This is a genomic window from Amycolatopsis sp. NPDC114504 (genome assembly GCF_055633595.1).
In genome coordinates, this window is the sequence record NZ_JBVKDU010000006.1 from 395236 (window position 1) to 414002 (window position 18767).

Genomic DNA, 18767 nt, shown 5'->3' on the forward strand with positions numbered 1-18767 from the left:
CAGCAGCGCGTGGCAGGCAGGCCGAGCGCCGATCCGCCGCCAGTTCGATGCACCGTGGGCGGCCGAGAGCGCTCGCCCTCGCGGGCAGGTGGACGCGCGGCCGGTAGTCCGCGGCAGCAGTCGCCGCCGGGTTCGCGAACGGCGTCACCTCAGTCCTCCTTCTTCGGTGCGCTGCGACCGGCCTCCCTTCGGGCGATCGCGTCGATCATGTCGCTGATCGTGTCCAGTCCGTCCGCCGACAGGGTCACCGCGCGCAGGGCCAGGTCGCGGACGCCCGCGTCGCGGAGGGCGCCCAGCAGGGCCAGCTCCTCCGCGATCTTCGTGCTCTGCTCGTCGTCGAAGAAGTATGCCGGGGGCACTCCGAAGAACTGGGCCAGTGCTTCCAGGTGCCGCTTCGTCGGGTTGTTGCGACGGCCCGTGCGCAGCTGCCACAGGTACGTCGTCGAAAAGCTCTCGCCCGTTGCCTCACGACAGGCCTTCGCGACCTCTTCGTTGCTGTACGGCTCCCGATCGGGCCTGCGGACCACGTGGAACAGCCGGTCGATCTTGTCGGCCAGCGTCGACTTTCCGGGCTCCTTGACCACGATGCACTCCCTCAGCTACCAGGCACATTCATCCTAGCTGAAGTGCGAACACCATTTATCAACGCGAGTTCGCCCTCGGCCGCGGCTGACAACGTGGGCACGAGAACGACGACCGGTTCATGAACGGCTCCCGCCGGATCGCCGTGCCGCACCGGTGGCACGGCAGCCCCTCCTGGCCGTACGCGTCCAGCGAACGGTCGAAGTAGCCCGACTGCCCGTTGATGTTCACGTACAGCGCGTCGAACGACGTCCCGCCCGCACCCAGCGCCGCGTTCATCACGTCCGACGCCGCCGACAGCAGCTCGCGGCCCTTCGCCGGCGTCAGCTTTTCGGTCGGCCGGGACCAGTGCAGGCGAGCGCGCCACAACGCCTCGTCCGCGTAGATGTTGCCGATGCCCGAAACCAGCGTCTGGTCCAGCAGCGCCCGTTTGACCTCGGTGCGCCGCGACCGCAGCGCGCGCACCGCCGCACCGAGGTCGAACGCCGGGTCCATCGGGTCGCGCGCGATGTGCGCGATCGTGTCCGGCAGCAGGATGTCGTCGCCGATGTCGTGGACGTCGTCGAGCGCCAGGCCGCCGAACGTCCGCTGGTCGACGAACCGCAGCTCCGGGCCGTCGTCGTCGAAGCGCAGCCGCACCCGCAGGTGCTTCTCGTCCGGCGCGCCCTCGGGCTGGACGAGCATCTGCCCGCTCATCCCGAGGTGGGCCAGCAGCGCCTCCTTGTCGGACAGCTCCAGCCACAGGTACTTGCCGCGGCGCCGCGCCGCCTCGACACGGCTGCCGATCAGCCGCTTCGTGAAGTCCTCCGCGCCCAGCGCGTGCCGGCGGATGGCGCGCGGGTGCAGGACCTCCGCCTCGCGGATGGTCCGGCCCGCGATGTGCGCCTGGAGGCCCACGCGGACGACTTCGACCTCGGGGAGTTCGGGCATGCCCCCATTGTGCCCGGGAGGTACGACACTTTACGGCGCGGTCGGTCCGACGTCGGCCTTCGTCAGCGGGACCCGCGTCGCGCCGGAGGCGAAGTACTCGTCCGCGCCGACGTCGAAAGCACCCGAACGGGACTGCAGGTCGAAGTCCTTCGCCGCCGACGGGTACGAACCCACGCCCGCGTCGATCGCCGGGCTCCCCGCGGCCAGCCGGTACAGCCCGGCCGCGTCCTTCACCAGCTTCGGGTCCACGTCGCGAGACGGCACACCCGCCGAGCCGCCGAAGGTGATGTTGCCTTCGTACTTCACCGTCGACCCGCCGGGCAGCGTCACGAGCGGGCCGGACGTCCCCTTCACGATGTTGTCCGCGACGACGCAGTCCTTCGGCTTGAAGTCGCCGCCGTCACCGTCGATCACGCTCTTCGAACCCAGCACTGTGTTGTACGCGACCGTCACCCGATCGGGTCGATCATGGAGCTTGCTCGTCGGCCCGCTGTCGGCCTCGTCGCCGGACCCGAACACGATCGCGCGGTCGCCGGAGTTCGCGACGTAGTTGCCGACGATCTTGTGGTCGTTGCCGTGGAACCGGATGCCCGAGCCGAACAGCAGGTTGCCCTCGACGACGCTGCGGTTGCCGTGGCGCAGGACGATGTAGCCCTTGCTGTCCCGGATCGTGTTGTACCGCACCACGTTGTCGGACGACTTGACCGAGATCGCCTCGCTGTCGCCGTCGGCCTTCTCGAAGAGGTTGTTCTCGATCAGGGCGTTCGCGGTGTACGACTGGCGGTCGCTCAGCCCGAGCCGGATCGACTCGCCGCCGTTCGCGCCGGCGAACTGGTGGTTGAAGAAGTAGTTGTGGTGCACGTGGACGCGCTTCGCCATGGCACCGGACGGCCCGAGGATCTGCAGGAACACGCCCTGGCTGGTGCGGTTCTGGAAGACGTTGCGGTCGACCACCGTGTCGTCACCGCTGACGGTCACCCAGTTCCCGTCGCCGGTGAGCTGGAAGTCGTTGCGGGTCAGGCGGTTGTGCGACGCGCCGGCGGGGATGCTCAGTGACGCGCCGCCCCGGAACTTGAAGCCCCGCAGGACCACGTTCGAGACGCCGCCGGCGAAGGCGAACGTCTTCGAGCCGGTGATCGTGGCCTTGCCGGTGTGCTCGGCGGCGACCGTGACGGGGGCGGCCTCGGTGCCGGACCGCTTGATCGACAGTGTTGAGCCCGCCGAGTACGAGCCGTCGGCCAGGACGATCGTGTCGCCCGCGTTCGCCTTGTCCAGCGCGGACTGCAGCGCCGTCAGCGAGGTGACGCGGATCTGCGCCGCCGACGCGGACGGCCCGGGTGCGACGACGAGCGCCGCCACGATCAGGGGAACCAGGAAAAGACGCATCCGCCGGACCTCTCAGTGAGTAGTTGCGCGGCGGATGATCATCACGCTACTGAGTGGCCGACGGAGGCGTCAACGGAGGTTCCCGGTGATCAGGACTCCGGGGTGTCCTTCTTCTCGGCTTCGAGCTCGGCGGAAAGCGAACGCCAGGCCGTCTCGGCGGCCTTCTGCTCGGCTTCCTTCTTCGTCGACCCGTTGCCGTTGCCCAGCGGGCGGCCGGCGACGAGGACGGTGGCCGTGAACTCCTTGCGGTGGTCCGGACCGGTGTCTTCGACGCGGTACTCGGGCACGCCGAGACCGGCCGACGCCGTCAGCTCCTGCAGGCTGGTTTTCCAGTCGAGACCGGCGCCGCGCAACGGGGCTTCGGCGAGCAGGCCGTCGAAGAGGTGGTGCACGAGCTTGCGCGCGATCTCGATGCCGTGCGCGAGGTAGACGGCACCGATGACCGCTTCCAGGCCGTCGGCCAGAATGCTCGCCTTGTCCCGGCCGCCGGTGAGCTCTTCGCCCTTGCCCAGCAGCAGGTGCGCCCCGAGCCCGCCCTCGCCGAGCCCGCGCGCGACCCGGGCCAGCGCGTGCATGTTGACGACGCTGGCGCGGAGCTTCGCGAGCTGACCCTCGGGCAGGTCGGGGTGTGTGGTGTACAGGTGATCGGTGACGACCAGGCCGAGCACGGCGTCACCGAGGAACTCCAGCCGCTCGTTCGGCGGCAGGCCCCCGTTTTCGTACGCGTACGAACGGTGGGTCAGCGACAGCTCGAGCAGCTCGGGGTCGAGAGTGACCCCGAGCGCGTCGAGCAACGGCGCCGGATCGGCTGGTGGTCCCCCGGGCGTCTTGCCCCCCATATCGGCTACCCGATCAGGCGGGCTCGACGACCTGGCGACCGTTGTGCTGGCCGCACGACGGGCACGCGATGTGCTGGAGCTTCGGCTGCTTGCAGGCGCGGTTGGAGCAGGGCACCAGCTGCACCGGAGCCGCCTTCCACTGGCTGCGGCGGGAGCGCGTGTTGGATCGCGACATCTTCCGCTTCGGGACGGCCACGAGTAGATCTCCTTAAGACGGTCTGCTCGCGGTGCGAGCGAACTTCCTCCGCAACGAGCTGGGGCGCTCGTCAGGCTTGCTCGGCGGGACCCGGCGCAGGCTTCTCGCCCGCATTCTCGTCGAAGCGCTCGACCAGTGCGGCCCACCGAGGGTCTATCTTCTCATGCCCGTGTCCGGGCTCGAGATCGGCCCACTTGACGCCGCAGTCGATGCAGAGCCCGGCGCAGTCCTCGGTGCACAGCGGCGCCAGGGGCAGGGCGAGCACGACGGCGTCGCGCACGATGGGCTCGAGGTCGATCCGGTCGTCGACCAGCCGCGGGATCTCGTCCTCGTCGGTGGTCTCCTCGGTGGCCGAGCCCGGGTAGGCGAACAGCTCCTGGACCTCGACCTCGACCTCCTCGGTCACCGGGTCGAGGCAGCGCGCGCAGGTGCCCTTCGCGGTCGCGGTCGCGGTGCCGCTGACCAGGACGCCCTCGACGACGGACTCGAGCAGCAGGTCGAGCTTGAGCTCGGAGCCGGCATCGATGGTGATGACATCGGGGACGCCGAGCGGCGTCTCCACCGGCACGCTGCGCTGGACGGCGCGGCTGAGGCCGGCGTGACGACCGAGCTCACGGGTGTCGAGCACCCAGGGGCTGCGGTCGTCGAGCTGGGGGGTCTTGTTCTCGGACATCCAGTCCAGGGTACGCACCGGGTGCCACCCCTTTTGAGCAGGCACCCGCGCGGGAGCGGCGGGCGGTGCGGGGCGGTTCTTCCGGTGACTTGAATGACTCGTTCATGTCGTCAGGCGAAGTGAACGGGTCGTTCACGTCGTCGGACGACAGTGCTCGGCAAAGTCGCGGGACCCGGCTCGCTCCGCCACCGCCGGGCGGCGTGCGCAGTTCGGGCGAGGTCCGCCGGTCAACCGACCCGCCATCGCTGCTGACCCGGCACGTTCGTGGCCACTGGGGCATCGAAAACCGGCTGCACTGGGTCCGTGTCGGCACCGCATCTCGAGCCATGGCCGGGGCACGCCGACATCGCTGCCGGACTCCGCAACCCGCCCGCGACGACGCCCGCTCGCTCGCCCTCCGCGGCATCGCTTAGCCCCGACTGTGCCGTGGCCCTGTCTTCAGGCGAGGTGAACGACTCATTCACCTCATCGCGCCGGCACCGGCTGAGAGGCTCGTCACACCTGGTAGTCGTACAGCGTCGGGCGGCCGCCCGAGTTCGGGAGGTTCGCCGGGGAGCGCAGGTGGTTGCGGCCCGAGTCCACCGTTCGCAGCGTTGTCGCCAGCAGCTCCGAGAACTCCGCCAGCTTGCCGTCCACGTACGCGTCGCAGTCGGCGCGCTGGCGGTCGGCCTCCGCGTGGGCCTCGTCGACGATGCGGGCCGACTCCGCGTGGGCCGCCTGGACGACCTCCGTCTGCGCGACCAGCCGGGACTGCTCGAGACGGCCGTCCTCGATCGCGCGGTCGTAGGCGTCGCGGCCGGCCTGGATCATGCGCTCGGACTCGGCTCGCGACCGGTCGGTGAGGTTCTGGTACTCGGCCTGGCCCGCCGCCACCGTGCGGTCGGCCTGGTCGTGCGCGTCGGCGAGCATCGCCTCCGCGCGGGCGCGCGCGTCGGCCAGGATGCGCTCGGCCTCGTCGGTGGCGTCGGCGATCGCGCGCTCGGCCTCGGCGTTCGCGCCCGTGACCGTCTCCCCCGCCTCCTTGCGGGCGGCGAGGATCAGGTCGTCGCGCTTGTCGAGCACGTCCTGCGCGTCGTCGACCTCCGCCGGCAGTGCGTCGCGGACGTCGTCGAGGAGCTCGAGGACGTCGCCGCGGGGCACCACGCAGCTGGACGTCATCGGAACGCCGCGCGCCTCCTCGACGATGGTGACGAGCTCGTCGAGCGCCTCGAAAACCCGGTACACGGCAACTCCAATCCCCTGTCGCTGAGATCAGTCTGCCCTTGTTCGGCGCGGAACCGGTGAACGCCACCGGCGCCGGGCGTGTCCCCCTGGCCACGCCCGGCGCCCCTCCCCCTACGGCAGCCTGAAGGCCGGATCCGTGATCAGCTTCGTGAGCTGCTCCGGGGTCAGCGAAAACCCGAGACCCACGATGACCATCACCGTCGAGCCGTCGGGGCGGTAGAGAACCCCGCTGGGGTCCAGCACGCCACCGCCGGGCTGGGACACCCCGCGGCACCCGGTCCCGGTGCACGGCTGCCCGGGCGCCAGGCCCGACGGTCTGGCCTTCGGGCCGCGCACGGTCAGCTGGAACCAGCCCGCCCGCCCGGTCGCGTCGACGAACTCGGCCGACACGCTCATCTGCGCCGGCGAGATGGCATCGGCGGGCGAGGTTCCCACGCTCAGGTGCCGCAGCCCGGGGAAGAGCCGCGTCACGGCGTCGGTGAGCGCCTGGCGGATCCGGGCCTGCTCGGCGAGCGACGGCGGCACGGGGCCGGCCGCCGGGGACACCGGGGCGGGCGCCGGGGCGAAGACGAACGCGGCCACGACGATGGCGATGACGGCGAGCGTGCCGCCGATCCCCGCGGTTCGGGTGCGGGCCTGCCGCGCCGCCCGGTCGGCGACCTCGTCCGGGTCGAAGCCGAGCGGCGGCTCGGCGAGGCGCACGTCCCGCAGGCGGGTCTCGAGGTCGGTCATCGCACGCTCCTCTCCGCGTCGTGCTCGAGGACGCCCCGGAGGGTCTCGAGCCCGCGCGCGGCCTGGCTCCGGACGGTTCCTTCCGAGCAGCGCAGCACTTCCGCCACCTCCGCGGCCGGCAGGCCGGCGCAGTAGCGGAGCACGACGGCGGCGCGCTGCTTCGGCGGAACTTCGGCGAGGGCGCGCAGGAGCGGGCCGGAGATCCCGGCTTCCGGCTCGGGAGCGGCCTGGTCCGGCACGACGCCGTCCCGGCGTTCGCGGTGGTGCCACGGCCGGCGCCGCTCGTCGAGCCAGCAGCGCAGCAGGACCCGCCGGGCGTAGTTGTCGACCGGCCCGCGACGGGTGATCTTCGGCCAGACCCGGTAGAGCTTGACCAGCGCGTTCTGGACTAAGTCCTCGGCCAGGTGCCAGTCGCCGCACAGCAGGTACGCCGTGCGCCGGAGCACCAGTGCCCGCGCACGGGCGAACTCCCGGAAGTCGGCGTCGTCACCGGCCCGCATCGCGCCTCCTCGTCCTCGTTCCGGTGTACCTCACGGACGAGGGGGCGCGACGCGTTGCACGGAGCTCAGGAATTCAGATCGATCCGCTTGAAGGTGACGTAGTGGTCGGGCGTGTAGGCGAGCTCGCCGGCCTTGCCGGAGATCACGCGGTCGTTCGTGCCGACGTTGAAGAGCTTGTAGTAGCCCGACGCGCAGGCCGGGAGGACGCCCTCGCGGTTCTCGTAGGTCGTGCTGCTGGTCGCCCCGCCGCGGACGTTGTCGACCACCGTGCGGGCGGCCGCCGAAAGCTGGGAGTAGCCGACCTTGGTCAGGCCCGACAGGTCGCCGCAGGCGTGCGTCGTGCCGCCGCCGCCGATGTCGATGACCTTGAAGGTCGCGTAGTGGTCACCGGTGTAGAAGTACTCGCCGCCCGAGCCGGTCACGATGCGGCGCGTGCCGCGGTTGCTCGAGCCGGGCGTCGGGACCGTGTACTCGTGGTAGTAGCCCGACGCGCAGGACGGGAGGATGCCTTCCCGGTTGTCGAAGACGACGCCGTCGTTCTGCGGGTACGGGAACGGACCACCCTTCTGGATCAGGTTGTACGTCGTCGTCGCCTCGGCGGGCAGGGCCGAGAGCGTCGTGTGGGAGAACCCGGAGAGGTTCCCGCAGGCGTTCTGGGCGGCGACGGCCGGTGATGCCGGTGTGGCTGTCACCGCTTCGGCGGCGGTGACCCCCGAGAACGACACGGACAGCGTGGCCAGGAGCGCGAACAAGACCGCGACCAGGCGTGATCGGTAGTTGGTCATTTTCGGACCGTAGCCCGATCGGATGATCGTCAGAAGGCGCGCACGTGAACTCCGGCCGTGTGGAACGGAAGTCCCGACGAACGTAGGGGGCCGAACGACGGGAACCGGGCGTCCGGGTTGCGCGAAGTCCTGTGTGGATGGACGCGGCGGAGGGTCAGCGCCCGAGCTTCGGGAACTTCTCCGTGAGGCGTTCGTAGACCACCGGCGGCACGAGGTGCTCGATGTCGCCGCCGAGCGCCGCGACCTCCTTGACCAGCGAGCTGGACACGAAGCCGTACGCCGGGTTGTTCGCCATCAGCAGCGTCTCGACGCCGGTCAGCTCGCGGTTCATCTGCGCCATCTGCAGCTCGTAGTCGAAGTCGCTGACCGAGCGCAGGCCCTTGGCGATCGCCACGATCTCGTTGTCGCGGCAGTAGTCGACCAGCAGGCCTTCCCACGAGTCGATCCGCACGTTCGGCAGCTTCGCGGTGATCTCGCGCAGCATCTCCAGGCGTTCTTCGATCTCGAAGAGGCCCTTCTTGCTCTTGTTCACCCCCACCGCGACGACGACCTCGTCGAACAGGATGCTCGCCCGCTCGATGATGTCGAAGTGCCCGTTGGTGGCCGGATCGTAGGAACCGGGACAGACCGCACGCCGCATGGCGCGGACGCTACCGTGCCGCAGGTCGCGGCGCCCGCTCTGCCGCGCGTGGCCCACGTCACGAAGGGCCGTAGTCCGCCCAGAAGACCGCCGTGTCGCCGTACTTCTTCGCGCGCGAGAGCTCGAAGCCGGCCGGCCAGTCCGGCTCGCCGTCGCGGGCCGCGCGCTCGACGACGACCAGCGCGCTCTCCCCCAGCCAGCCGCCCGCGGCCAGCGACGCCAGCACCTTGCCGAGCGCGGCCGCGTCCACGGCGTACGGCGGGTCGGCCAGCACCAGGTCGTACGGCCGGGGCGCGGGCGCCGCGACCACCGCCTCGACCTGCCCGGCGCGGACCGTGCCGCCCAGGCCCAGCGCCGCGACGTTGCCGCGCAGGACCTCGACCGCGCGCCGGTCGGCCTCGACGAACAGCGCGTCCGCCGCGCCGCGCGAGAGCGCTTCGAGACCGAGGGCACCGGAGCCCGCGTAGAGGTCGAGGACGTGGGCGCCGTCCAGCTCCCCCGCCGTCTCCAGCGCGTTGAACAGGGCCTCCCGCACGCGTTCCGAGGTCGGCCGGGTGCCCTTCGGCGGCACCTTCAGCCGCCGCCCGCCCGCCGTCCCGGCCACGATCCTGGTCACCCCCTGATTGTGCGGGGATGACACGCGGCACTGATGGCCGGGACATCGGTGTGCCCGCCGGAGCCAACGCGTAGAGTCGTTCTTCGCCCTCGGAGGCGATCCAGAGCTGTCAAGGAGCCATGCGTGTCGGAACCTCGGGTCAGACGGGCCGAGATCGCCATCGAACAAGCCCACGTCGATCGCGTGTACACCCGTCTGGACGAACTGCGTGCCCAAGCCGAGGCGATGCGCACCAAGGGCTACGAGATCGGCCAGGGCGCGCAGCGCGAGGCGATCTTCGAGCAGGCGTCGATGCTGTTCGAGCGCGACATGATGGTCTACCACGCCAACCAGACGCTGCAGACGCTCGACGCCGAGTACGAGGGCCTCGTCTTCGGCCGGCTCGACCACGTCGACGACGACGAACGCACCTACGTCGGCAGGCTGGGCATCCGCGACGCGGAGTTCGACAACCTCGTCACGGACTGGCGCGCGCCCGCCGCGGCGGCGTTCTACCAGGCCACCGCCGAAGAGCCGATGGGCGTCGTGCGGCGGCGCGTGATCCGCTGCTCCGGCCAGAACGTGCTCGACGTCGACGACGACGTCCTCATCGCCGACGCCGTGCCCGAGGACATGCAGATCGTCGGCGAAGGCGCGCTGATGGCGGCGCTGGGGCGCTCGCGCGGCGAGAAGATGCGCGACATCGTCGCGACCATCCAGAAGGAGCAGGACGAGGTCATCCGGGCGCCGTGGCGCGGCGTCACCGAGATCACCGGCGGCCCGGGCACCGGCAAGACCGCGGTCGCCCTGCACCGCGCGGCCTACCTGCTCTACCGCTACCGCCGTCAGCTGGGCGGCGCCGGCGTGCTCGTGATCGGGCCGTCGGGCGTGTTCACCAGCTACATCTCGCGCGTCCTCCCCTCGATGGGGGAGACGAACGTCGAGCTGCGCGCGCTCGGCGAGGTCCTCGACGGCCTGGAGGCGACGCGGCAGGACGCGGCGCCGCTGGCCGCGATCAAGGGGTCGCTGCGGATGCGGAAGATCCTGCTGCGGGCGCTGCGGGACACCCCGCCGGGAGCGCCGGAGGAGATGCGGATCGTCTACCGCGGCGAGGTGCTGAAGCTGACCGCGCGCGACCTGGAGAAGGTGCGCCGCAAGGCCCACACGCAGGGCGCGCCGCCGAACCGGTCGCGGATCCGGGCGGCCGAGATGCTGCTGGACGCGCTCGCGGCGAAGGCCGAGGAGTACGCGAAGGCCGACGGCAAGCCGTTCGAGCGGGCCGAGCTGATCACCGACCTGGGCGAGCGGATCGACTTCCACCGGTTCCTGGTGGTGTGGTGGCCGGAGCTGTACCCGGCGCAGATCCTGAAGTGGCTGGGCGAGGAGAAGCGGCTGGCGTCGGTGGCCAGGGGCGTCCTGAACCGGACCGAGATCTCGCTGCTGGCCGCGGACTTCGCGGACCGGTCGCGCGGCTGGTCGATCGCGGACGTGGCGCTGCTCGACGAGCTGCGCGTGCTGGTCGGGACCCCGCCGAAGCGCAAGCGCCGTCAGGTGCTCGAGGTGGAGCCGCAGCGGTCCGGCGGCGCCCCGACCCGGCCCGAGCACTACGACGAGTACTCGCACGTCGTCGTCGACGAGTCGCAGGACCTTTCGCCGATGCAGTGGCGGATGGTCGGCCGGCGCGGCAAGTACGCGAGCTGGACGGTCGTCGGCGACCCGGTGCAGAGCTCGTGGCCGGACCCGGCCGAGGCGGCCCAGGCGCGCGACCAGGCGTTCGGGGTGAAGACGGCACGGCGGCGGTTCACGCTGCGGACGAACTACCGGAACTCGGCGGAGATCTTCGACCTCGCGGCGAAGGTCGTCGCCGGGCACGCGGAGTCGGGCGAGCTGCCGATCGCGGTGCGCAAGACGGGCGTGGAGCCGGAGGTCCGCCCGGTCGAGGCGGCGGGCCTCGCGTCGGCGACGCAGGCGGCGGTCAAGGAGCTGCTGGGCGCGGTCGAGGGCACGGTCGGCGTCATCACGGCGATGGACCGGGTGCCGGAGGTCGAGGGCTGGGTGTCGGGGCAGGCGGACGAGCGGCTGAAGGTCGTCGGCAGCCTGGACTCGAAGGGCCTGGAGTACGACGCGGTGGTGCTCGTGGAGCCGAACGAGCTGATCACCGAGTCGACGACCGGGCGGCGCGTGCTCTACGTGGCGCTGACCCGGGCGACGCAGCAGCTGATCGTGCTGGCCTCGAACCCGGACTGGATCCCGGCGGGCTGACGAAGACACGCTGAAGGGCTCCTTCGAGGGGCGGGAGGCAGGTTCCCGTGCCCTTGAAGGAGCCCTTCAGACCCCCGGTGAAGAAACGTCTCTCGGACCGAACGGGTCCGAGGGCATGTCTACTGGACAAAAGTTGTTCGGTGTCCGCGCACCCGCACCGAACAACAACGCCGGACAACTCGTTATGGGCACGGCGGCGCGTAGCCGATGCCCGGGAGGTTCGCCGACCACTCCGCCGGCGTGATCCGGGGCGCCGCGTCGGCGCAGATCCGGGCGGCCGCCCGGTCGGGGTCGGTCTCGGCGAACCGGACCGTGCCGTCCGCGACCGTCCCGGCCAGCGTATGGCCGTCCGGGGCGTACTGCACGGCGTAGACCCGGTCGTCTTCCTCGGGCAGCACCGCGTACGGCTCGCGACGCGCGACGTCCCAGAGCCGGACGGTGCGGTCGTAGCTGCCCGAGGCCAGCACGCGGCCGTCGCCGCTGAAGGACACCGACATGACGATGTCGGCGTGCCCGGCGAGGATCGCCGACCCGTGCGCCGCCGCGGGGTCGCCGACGTCCCACAGGCGGATCATCCGGTCGGCGCCGGCGGTCGCCAGCGTGCGGCCGTCGGGGCTGAACGCGACCGAGAAGATCGTGTCGGTGTGCCCTTCGAGCTTCGAGAGCGGCCGGGGCGCGCGGGGCTTCGAGACGTCCCACAGCCGCGCGGTGTGGTCCCAGCCCGCCGTCGCCAGCGTCCGGCCGTCCGGGCTGAAGGCGAGCGTGTGGACGTCGTCGTCGTGCCCCTCCAGCCGGGCGATCTCCACCGGGTGCAGGCGGTCGGCGAGGTCCCAGAGCCGGGCCGTGTGGCCGTCGCCCGCGGTGGCGAGCACCTTGCCGTCGGGGCTGAACGCGACCGCGTCGATGTCGTCGTGCGGCCGGGAGAACACCACCGGCGGCCCGGGGTGGGCGGGGTCGGTGATGTCCCGCAGCGTCATCGTGTGGTCCCAGCTGCCGGTGGCCAGCGTCCGGCCGTCCGGGCTGATCGCGACGCCGCAGGCAGCGTCGTCGAAGCCGCCGATGGTGGCGACGGTCCGGGGCGCGGCCGGGTCGGCGAGGTCGTGCAGCCGGACCGTCTTGTCGTAGCCGCCGGTGGCGAGCAGCCCGCGGCCGAACGCGGCGTGGCACGCCTGCGCCGTGTGGGCCGGGATCGCCGGGCCGGGCAGGTCCCACAGCCGGGCGGTCTGGTCGTCGCTGGCCGTGGCGAGGGTGCGGCCGTCGCGGGAGAACACCGCGGAGCCGACCGCGCCGGTGTGCCCGGGCATCGACGCCAGCTCGCGCGGCTGCCGCGGGTCGGCGACGTCCCACAGCCGCGCGGTGCGGTCGAACCCGGTCGTGGCCAGTGTGCGGCCGCCGGGGGCGAACGCGACCGACCGCACGATCGCCTTGTGCGCGCCGAGCGACGACAGCTGCCGGGGCATCGCCGGGTCGGTGACGTCCCACAGGCGCGCGGTCTCGTCGGCGCTCGCCGTGGCGAGGGTGTGCCCGTCGGGGCTGAAGGCCACCGAGTGGACGACGCCGGTGTGGCCGGTCGCGACACCCAGTGGACTCCGCGCCCCGACGTCCCAGACGCGCGCGGTCTTGTCGGCCGACGCGGACGCGAGCAGCCGGCCGTCGGGGCTGAAGGCGAGGTTGTTGACGTACGACGTGTGCCCGGTCAGCTCGCCGGCTTGCCGCAGGTGGGCCGGGTCGGTGGTGTCGTAGAGCCGGAGCGTCCCGGCGACGTCGCCGGTCGCCAGCAGCGGCGCCACCGGGCTGAACGCGACCGCGTACGCCTTGCCCTCGTGCTGTTCGACGACCACCCCGGGCCCCGGCCGCGCCGGGTCGCCGACGTCCCAGACCCGGACGGTGCCGTCGAACCCCGCGGTGGCGACGCTCCGGCCGTCCGCGCTGAAGGCGACGTTGTTGACGTTGCCGGTGTGCCCGGTGAGGACGCCCAGCGGCGCCGGGTGGTGCGGGTCGTGGACGTCCCACAGGCGCGCGGTGCCGTCCCAGCTCGCCGTGGCGAGGACCTGCCCGTCCGGCCGGAGGGCGACGGTGTTGACCCGGCCGGTGTGCCCGGTGACGCGGGTCGAGTACGGCGTCGCGAACATGCCGAGCACGCTGCTGCGCGCCTCGGCGCTCGGGTCGAGGCGGTACGCGGCGAGCGCGAGCTGCGCGGCCAGCGCCGGGTTGGTGGCACGCATGGCCAGCGCCTGGCCGGCGACCTTCTGGGCGAGCGCGCTGTTGCGCTGGCCGGTGGCCGTGTTCTCGGCGCGCACGGCGTACACCGTGGCCGCGACGGCGAAGACCAGCAGCACGGCGAGCAGCGCGACGAGCTGCCGCAGCCGCCGCGTGCGCCGGCGGTCGCGCTCCTGCTCGGCGTGCTCGACGGCGAGGCTCGCATCGAGGAACCGGCGTTCCCGCCGGGAAAGCGCGGTGTCCTGGCGCGCGGCCCACTCCCGCGCGACGGCCAGCCGGGTGCCGCGGTAGAGCCAGCCGGGGTCCTCCTCGACGGACTCCCACGCGTCGGTCGCCTCGGTGAGCTGCCGGTGCACGCGCAGGCCCTCGCGGTCCTGGGTGAGCCACTCGCGCAGGCGTGGCCAGCCGCGGATGAGGGCCTCGTGGGTGATCTCGATGCCGGTGTCGTCGAGGGTCACCAGGCGCGCGGCCGCCAGCTCGCCGAGCACGACGGCGGTGTCGTCGTCTTCGGTGTCGAGCTCGGCCCGGCTGATCCGGCGCTTGGTGTCCTCGGTGCCTTCGCCGAGCGCGGTCATCCGGAGGAAGATCTGCCGCGCCAGCCGCTGCTGACGCGCCGAGAGCGTCGCGAAGGTGCCTTCCGACGTCTGCGCGACCGACCGCTCGATGCCGCCGGTGGACTCGTACCCGGTCAGGGTGAGCGTGGTGCCGCGTCGCCGCCGCCACGTCTCGAGGAGCGCGTGCGAGAGCAGCGGCAGCACGCCGGGCCGGCCGGTGGCGTCCGCGACGAGCCGGGAGACCAAGGCCGTCTCGACGCGGTACCCGGCGTCGACCGCGGGCCGGGAGATGGCCTGCCGGAGCTCCTCGGTGGTCATCGGGCCGACGAGGACCTGGGCGTCCTGCATGGCTTCGGCGAGGTCCGCGTGCCGCGCGCAGTGGGTGTAGAAGTCGGTGCGGATGCCGAGGACGACCCGGGTCCGGCTGCCGGGCTCGGTCGTCGCCGTGACGAGGGCGGCGAGGAACCGCGCTCGCTCCTGGTCGTCCTGGCACAGCGTGAAGACCTCTTCGAACTGGTCCACGACCACGACGACGTCGGTGTCTTCGGCTTCGGCCAGCTGCCGGGCGGCGAGCCCGAGGTTGCGCGGGTGCGCGGCGAAGTCGTCGAGCAGCGCGCCCGGCGCGAGGCCGAGCGCGGCGGCGAACTTGACGGCGCACTCCTGCAGCGGCCGGGCGCCCGGGGTGAGCAGTACGACCGGGTCCTTGACCGACGGCAGCAGGCCGGCGCGCAGCAGTGACGACTTCCCCGAACCGGATGCGCCGAGGACAGCGAGAAAACGCTGTCTCGAAAGCCGGGAGACGAGCTTTTCGACCAGCCGTTCCCGGCCGAAGAATCGGCTCGCGTCCGCCGGGCCGAATGCGCCCAGCCCGATGTACGGCGGCTTCTCCCCGGTTTCCGGCTCGGGTGGTGCACCATCACCGTCGCGGGCGACGGCGTGCCAGCGTTCTTCCCATTCGCCGGGAACCCCGCCGCAGGCCCGGACGTAGGCCAAAGTGACGGCCAGGCTGGGGAGTTTCCGTCCGCCGGCGGCGTCCGAAAGCGTCCCGGCCGAGTAGTGCGCGCGCCGGCCGAGCTCGCGGTAGGTCGGATTCCCGGCGCTCTCCCGCAAACGCCGGAGATCGGCGGCGAATTCGGTCAGCGGGTCGTCGCCGGGATCCAAGGGTCGCTCCGGACGCGGCACCCCGTCCTCCCTTTGTCCGCCGGTTTCCGACAACCGTATCGGGTATCGCGACGCGTCAGGGTTCGTTCGGCGAAACCAGCCGGTGGTGGACGGCCGCGGCGTCGACACCCAGTTCGGCGAGCAGGTCGGCGGCCGGATCGGGCGGGGTCACCTTCAGCAGTTCCCGCAGCAGTTCGGCGGGCTCCCGTGGTTTCGCCCGGTTGACGACGGCGCGGGCGTTCGACGTCAGCGCGCCCGGGGACAACCGCCCACGCTTCGCCGGGACCGCCGCCGGCCGCAGTCCTTCCACGTCGATGCCGAGCGCCGCCAGTGCCGCGCGGTCGAGGCGGTCGAGGGCCGCGCGGGCCTCCTCGACGGTCTTGCCGAGGGCGCGGGCGCTGTCCGGGTCGTGGAGGAGGCCGAGCAGCAGGTGCTCGGTGCCGAGGCGCCGGTCGCCGCGGCGGCGGGACTCCTCCAGCGCCGCCGTCACCACGACGGCGAACGGGCTCTTGGCGATCAGCCGGTCGAGCACCACGGCCTCACTTCCCGTACTTCGCGTGCACGGACTGGCGGGCGACGCCGAGAGCGTCCCCGATCTGCTCCCACGACCAGCCGCGCTCCCTCGCGTGCGCGACGGCGGCCGCCTCGACCTGCTCGGCGAGCCGGTGCAGCGCGCCGACCGCCCGCAGCGCGACCGCGGGGTCGGTTTCCGAGATCCGCCCGGAAAGCTCTTCCGCTTCCATGGTGCGTCAGTCTAGCCTGACAGCTCATCCGTCAGTTCAAACTGACAGCGAGGAGGACGTCATGGACGTCGCGGTGATCGGAGCGGGCCCGGTGGGCCTCATGCTGGCGGCGGAGCTGCGGCTCGGCGGAGCCGAGGTGGTGGTGCTGGAGCGGCGGGCGACGCCGGACGAGCGGCCGCGGGCGAACGGCCTCGTCGGCCGGATCGTCGAGCAGCTGGACCACCGGGGCCTGCTGGACCGCTTCCGGGCCGAAGCCGGGTTCGCCGGGCCGCTCCCCGGTTTCCCGTTCGGACCGGTGCCGCTGAACACGCCCCTGCCCGGGCTGATGCTGCAGCAGCCGCAGATGGAGGCCCTGCTGACCGGGCGCGCGCTCGAGCTCGGCGCCGAAATCCGGCGGGGTCACGAGCTGCTGGACCTCGGCACCATCCGCGGCCCGGACGGCGAATATCCCCTGGAGGCGAAGTACGTCGTCGGCTGCGACGGCGCGCACAGCCGCGTCCGCGAGCTGGCCGGCATCGGGTTCCCCGGCACCACCGACGACGAGCTGATGCGCCTCGGGCACTTCCGGGCGGACCTGCCCCTCTTCACCTCGGAGCTGAAGCAGGGCTGGAACCGCCGGCCCGGCGGCCGGGTGCTGGTGACGTCGCTGACGCCGGGCGTCCTGGTCGCCGGCGTCCGGGAGGTGGCGCCGGAGCCGGCCGGCGAGCCGACGCTCGACGAGTTCCGCGACGCCGTGCGGCGCGTGCTCGGCACCGACCTGCGGCTGGGCGAGCCCCTCTGGCTGTCGCGGACGGTCAGCTCCGCCCGGCTCGCCGAGCGGTACCGCGCCGGGCGGGTGCTGCTGGCCGGCGACGCGGCGCACGTCTTCCCGGCGGGCGGCTCCTCGCTGAACGTCGGGCTGCTGGACGCGGTCAACCTCGGCTGGAAGCTCGCCGCCGTCGTGCGCGATTCCGCGGACGAAAGCCTGCTCGACAGCTATCACGCGGAACGGCACCCGGTCGCGGCGCGGACGTTGACCCAGACCCGCGTCCAGGCCGTGCTCGACCGCCTGACCGGCGAGGACGGCGACGCGCTGCGGACCCTGTTCGGCGAGCTGGCGGCGCTTCCGCCGGCGACGCGGCACCTGGCCGGCCTGCTGCGGGACGCCGACGAGCTGCCGTACGTCCCCGACCTGCCGCTGACCGTCGGCGGCCGCACCACTCGCGTGGCCGAGGTCATGCGCGCGGCGCGGCCGGTGCTGTTCGACTTCGCCGATCGCGCCGACCTGCGGGAAGCCGCCGGCCCGGACGTGAAGATCGTCACGGCGGAGTGCCCGGAAGCCCCGGCCGACGCGCTTTTCGCACGCCCGGACGGCGTCGTGGCGTGGCAAGGCGGCGATCCGGCGGCGTTGCGGGAAGCAATGACGGCACCGGGGCGTTGACCCCGGTTGTGAGCTCACTGCCTGACGTGCCGCTGTCCGTGCTCGACCTGTCCCCCGTGTCCGAGGGGAACAGTGTCGGCGAGACGCTGCGAAACACCTTGGACCTCGCCCGCGCCGCGGAACGGCTGGGCTACCACCGCTACTGGCTGGCCGAGCACCACAACATGCCCGGCATCGCCAGCTCCGCCACCGTCGTGCTGATCGGGCACGTCGCGGACGCGACCGAGCGCATCCGCGTCGGCTCGGGCGGGATCATGCTGCCCAACCACGCGCCGCTGGTGGTCGCCGAGCAGTTCGGCACCCTGGAGGCGTTCCACCCGGGACGCATCGACCTCGGCATCGGCCGCGCGCCGGGCACCGACCAGCGGACGGCGCTGGCGCTGCGCGGCCCCGGCGGGCTGTCCGCGGAGAACTTCCCGGAGCACCTGCAGGAGCTGATCGGCTACTTCACCCACTCCGAGGCACGCGGCGTCAACGCCGTGGTCGCCGAGGGCAACCAGCCGCCGGTGTGGCTGCTGGGCTCGAGCGGCTTCAGCGCCCAGCTGGCCGGACGGCTGGGGCTGCCGTTCTCCTTCGCGCACCACTTCGCGGCCGAGAACACGATCCCGGCCGTGCAGCTGTACCGGGAGAACTTCCGGCCCGGCGTGCTCGACGAGCCGTACGTGATGCTCGGGGTGTCCGTGGTCGCCGCCGAGACCGACGACCGCGCGCAGTTCCTGGCCGGGCCGTCCGGGCTGACGTTCCTGAGCCTCCGCCGCGGCCGCCCGATCGCGCTGCCGACGCCGGAGGAGGCCGCGGAATACCCGTACACCGAGATGGACCGCGCGTTCCTCGCCGAGCGGTTCGGCTCGAGCATCGTCGGCTCGCCCGAAACGGTCCACAAGGGACTCGAGCAGCTCCTGGCCGACACCGGCGCGAACGAGCTGATGGTCACGACGATGGTCCACGGCCACGCGGACCGCGTCCGCTCCTACGAGCTGCTGGCCGGCCTCAAGTCCTGATCCCCCTGGACGGAGGGCACCGCCGGGCCTACTCTCCCCCCTGGCGTGTCCTCCGTTCGGCGGTGTTCCCTCCCCGCGCGAATGGATAGCGGTGCACCCACTCCCGCATCCGGTACGGGATTTTCTTTTCCTTCTCTGACAACAAGATCAGGTCCGTTTGTCAACGACTGACAAGAAATGCGCGGTTACCAGCCCGTGACCGCGTGATCCTGCTCAAGTTCTTGTCTCCCAACAAGGCCGTGGTTAACGTACCGACCAGTAGGAACCGGCACGGTGTCCCCCGAGACCGTGAATGGCCGACAATTGTTACCCCGTTCGGACCAT

The 18767-nt window shown here is 72.1% G+C and carries 18 protein-coding genes; 3 read left to right on the forward strand and 15 right to left on the reverse strand.

Features of this window, described 5'->3' with window-relative positions; translation table 11 throughout:
- Positions 1–149: 149 nt before the first annotated feature.
- From ACZ7PG_RS43645 to rsmD, 12 genes are all read right to left on the reverse strand, one after another.
- Positions 150–584, reverse strand: coding sequence for a helix-turn-helix domain-containing protein (locus ACZ7PG_RS43645; RefSeq protein WP_470245086.1), 435 nt, complete (start codon positions 582–584; stop codon positions 150–152).
- 58 nt (positions 585–642) lie between these two features.
- Positions 643–1512 carry a bifunctional DNA-formamidopyrimidine glycosylase/DNA-(apurinic or apyrimidinic site) lyase gene (gene mutM, locus ACZ7PG_RS43650; RefSeq protein WP_470245087.1) on the reverse strand — a complete coding sequence of 290 codons (870 nt, stop codon included), beginning with the start codon at positions 1510–1512 and terminating at the stop codon, positions 643–645.
- 30 nt (positions 1513–1542) lie between these two features.
- A complete protein-coding gene (locus tag ACZ7PG_RS43655; protein ID WP_470245088.1) occupies positions 1543–2898 on the reverse strand; it encodes a polysaccharide lyase 6 family protein in 1356 nt (451 codons plus the stop codon).
- 89 nt (positions 2899–2987) lie between these two features.
- A complete protein-coding gene (gene rnc / locus ACZ7PG_RS43660) occupies positions 2988–3737 on the reverse strand; it encodes a ribonuclease III (RefSeq protein ID WP_470245089.1) in 750 nt (249 codons plus the stop codon).
- Between the two features lie 13 nt (positions 3738–3750).
- Positions 3751–3933, reverse strand: a complete 183-nt coding sequence (rpmF, locus tag ACZ7PG_RS43665) for a 50S ribosomal protein L32 (protein WP_013223689.1) — start codon at positions 3931–3933, stop codon at positions 3751–3753.
- 70 nt (positions 3934–4003) lie between these two features.
- Positions 4004–4606 carry a YceD family protein gene (locus ACZ7PG_RS43670; RefSeq protein ID WP_470245090.1) on the reverse strand — a complete coding sequence of 201 codons (603 nt, stop codon included), beginning with the start codon at positions 4604–4606 and terminating at the stop codon, positions 4004–4006.
- Between the two features lie 495 nt (positions 4607–5101).
- Positions 5102–5830 (reverse strand): DivIVA domain-containing protein, encoded by a 729-nt coding sequence (locus tag ACZ7PG_RS43675; protein ID WP_470245091.1) that lies wholly within the window; start codon positions 5828–5830, stop codon positions 5102–5104.
- 111 nt (positions 5831–5941) lie between these two features.
- The gene (locus ACZ7PG_RS43680; RefSeq protein WP_470245092.1) at positions 5942–6562 is read right to left on the reverse strand and encodes a hypothetical protein; all 621 of its coding nucleotides are present in this window, start codon (positions 6560–6562) and stop codon (positions 5942–5944) included.
- On the reverse strand, positions 6559–7062 hold the full coding sequence (locus ACZ7PG_RS43685; RefSeq protein WP_470245093.1) for an RNA polymerase sigma factor: 504 nt from the start codon (positions 7060–7062) through the stop codon (positions 6559–6561). Before ACZ7PG_RS43685 ends, ACZ7PG_RS43680 begins: the two co-directional genes overlap by 4 nt.
- Before the next feature lie 65 nt (positions 7063–7127).
- Positions 7128–7847: a ribonuclease domain-containing protein gene (locus tag ACZ7PG_RS43690; protein ID WP_470245094.1), complete on the reverse strand. Its 720-nt coding sequence runs from the start codon at positions 7845–7847 to the stop codon at positions 7128–7130.
- Positions 7848–8001: 154 nt separating this feature from the next.
- Positions 8002–8487 (reverse strand): pantetheine-phosphate adenylyltransferase, encoded by a 486-nt coding sequence (gene coaD, locus ACZ7PG_RS43695; protein WP_470245095.1) that lies wholly within the window; start codon positions 8485–8487, stop codon positions 8002–8004.
- A gap of 58 nt (positions 8488–8545) precedes the next feature.
- Complete coding sequence (rsmD, locus tag ACZ7PG_RS43700) at positions 8546–9103, reverse strand: 16S rRNA (guanine(966)-N(2))-methyltransferase RsmD (RefSeq protein WP_470245096.1); 558 nt, start codon at positions 9101–9103, stop codon at positions 8546–8548.
- A 123-nt stretch (positions 9104–9226) separates the two neighbouring features.
- Here rsmD and ACZ7PG_RS43705 point away from each other — a divergent pair, with 123 nt between their 5' ends.
- Complete coding sequence (locus ACZ7PG_RS43705; RefSeq protein ID WP_470245097.1) at positions 9227–11344, forward strand: HelD family protein; 2118 nt, start codon at positions 9227–9229, stop codon at positions 11342–11344.
- Positions 11345–11526: 182 nt separating this feature from the next.
- Here ACZ7PG_RS43705 and ACZ7PG_RS43710 read toward each other — a convergent pair whose 3' ends face one another.
- Genes ACZ7PG_RS43710 through ACZ7PG_RS43720 form a run of 3 tightly spaced genes read right to left on the reverse strand, consistent with a single transcriptional unit; the run spans position 11527 to position 16022 of the window.
- Positions 11527–15300 (reverse strand): nSTAND1 domain-containing NTPase, encoded by a 3774-nt coding sequence (locus tag ACZ7PG_RS43710; RefSeq protein ID WP_470245098.1) that lies wholly within the window; start codon positions 15298–15300, stop codon positions 11527–11529.
- Positions 15301–15355: 55 nt separating this feature from the next.
- The gene (locus ACZ7PG_RS43715) at positions 15356–15814 is read right to left on the reverse strand and encodes a Clp protease N-terminal domain-containing protein (protein WP_470245099.1); all 459 of its coding nucleotides are present in this window, start codon (positions 15812–15814) and stop codon (positions 15356–15358) included.
- A 4-nt stretch (positions 15815–15818) separates the two neighbouring features.
- On the reverse strand, positions 15819–16022 hold the full coding sequence (locus ACZ7PG_RS43720; RefSeq protein WP_155545168.1) for a helix-turn-helix domain-containing protein: 204 nt from the start codon (positions 16020–16022) through the stop codon (positions 15819–15821).
- Positions 16023–16083: 61 nt separating this feature from the next.
- Here ACZ7PG_RS43720 and ACZ7PG_RS43725 point away from each other — a divergent pair, with 61 nt between their 5' ends.
- A complete protein-coding gene (locus tag ACZ7PG_RS43725; RefSeq protein ID WP_470245100.1) occupies positions 16084–17442 on the forward strand; it encodes an FAD-dependent monooxygenase in 1359 nt (452 codons plus the stop codon).
- 8 nt (positions 17443–17450) lie between these two features.
- Positions 17451–18443 (forward strand): LLM class flavin-dependent oxidoreductase, encoded by a 993-nt coding sequence (locus tag ACZ7PG_RS43730; protein ID WP_470245101.1) that lies wholly within the window; start codon positions 17451–17453, stop codon positions 18441–18443.
- The last annotated feature ends 324 nt before the right edge of the window (positions 18444–18767 follow it).